General features: G+C 65.3%; 2 protein-coding genes. Both read left to right on the top strand.

All coding sequences use genetic code 11. The features are described 5' to 3' along the window. Window positions 1-313, top strand: a 313-nt coding sequence (locus tag EOA28_RS37380; RefSeq protein ID WP_128315919.1) for a DUF736 family protein, incomplete at its 5' end; no start/stop codon positions are given. 151 nt (window positions 314-464) lie between these two features. Continuing rightward, the gene (locus EOA28_RS40750; protein ID WP_245501706.1) at window positions 465-653 is read left to right on the top strand and encodes a hypothetical protein; all 189 of its coding nucleotides are present in this window, start codon (window positions 465-467) and stop codon (window positions 651-653) included. Window positions 654-786: the final 133 nt, after the last annotated feature.

Genomic DNA, 786 nt, shown 5'->3' with positions numbered 1-786 from the left:
CGGATGCGTTACCAAGCAGGAAGACGGCAGCTACAAGTGCCAGCTCAAGACGCTCAGCGTCCGTGCCGAGATCGCCATCGTGCCCAACCAGGCCAAGAGCGCCGACAGCCATCCCGACTTCCGGGTGCTGACCCAAGGGATCGAAGTCGGCGCCGGCTGGATCCGGACCGGCGAGGCTTCCGGCAAGGATTATGTCAGCCTGTCGATCGCCGCACCCGAGTTCGGACCGCGAAAACTCTACGCCAATCTCGGCCGCGCCGCTGGGCAGGACGACGACGACACCTACGCCATCATCTGGAACCCGGCCGACTGACCGGTTGGACTCGGGGGCCCCGCGCCGCAACCGGCGCGGGGCTCTTCCGAAAAAAGCGGCGAAAACTTGCTCCCGGCTTTTCGCCCGTCCCCCGAGACGGCCTCGCTCGACCATCCTCGGCCCGCGCTTCTCCTTAAGCATGATGATCATCATGGACGACGAAAACCAGCGCGCCGCCCGCGCCAAGAAGGGCAGTCCGTTTCTCAAGACCGCCCAGCCGCCTTCTATATTGGGCTTACCCAGCGCGCTTCCTCATGCCCGCTGGCCCACGCTCCGCTCGCAAGGCGATTCCCGCCGGCAAGGTTGGGACTCGATGCGCAGCGATAACTCGCGGCCATGAGGTGGTTGCGGGTGTCAAGGCCGAGACGATATAGACCGGGAACGGCACCACGTTGAGGGGCATCAGCCACTCGAGATGATCATGGACGGCGGGGCTCCTAGCCAGTATCGGCGAGCATCCGCCCGACCTCGCC

Source organism: Mesorhizobium sp. M2A.F.Ca.ET.067.02.1.1 (genome assembly GCF_004023285.1).
GTDB lineage: Bacteria > Pseudomonadota > Alphaproteobacteria > Rhizobiales > Rhizobiaceae > Mesorhizobium.
This window is presented reverse-complemented; position numbering and strand designations above follow the sequence as displayed.

Bases quoted from the DNA above. Each gene is read 5' to 3' on its own strand.
- EOA28_RS40750 (WP_245501706.1), top strand. From the start codon at position 465: ATGGACGACGAAAACCAGCGCGCCGCCCGCGCCAAGAAGGGCAGTCCG.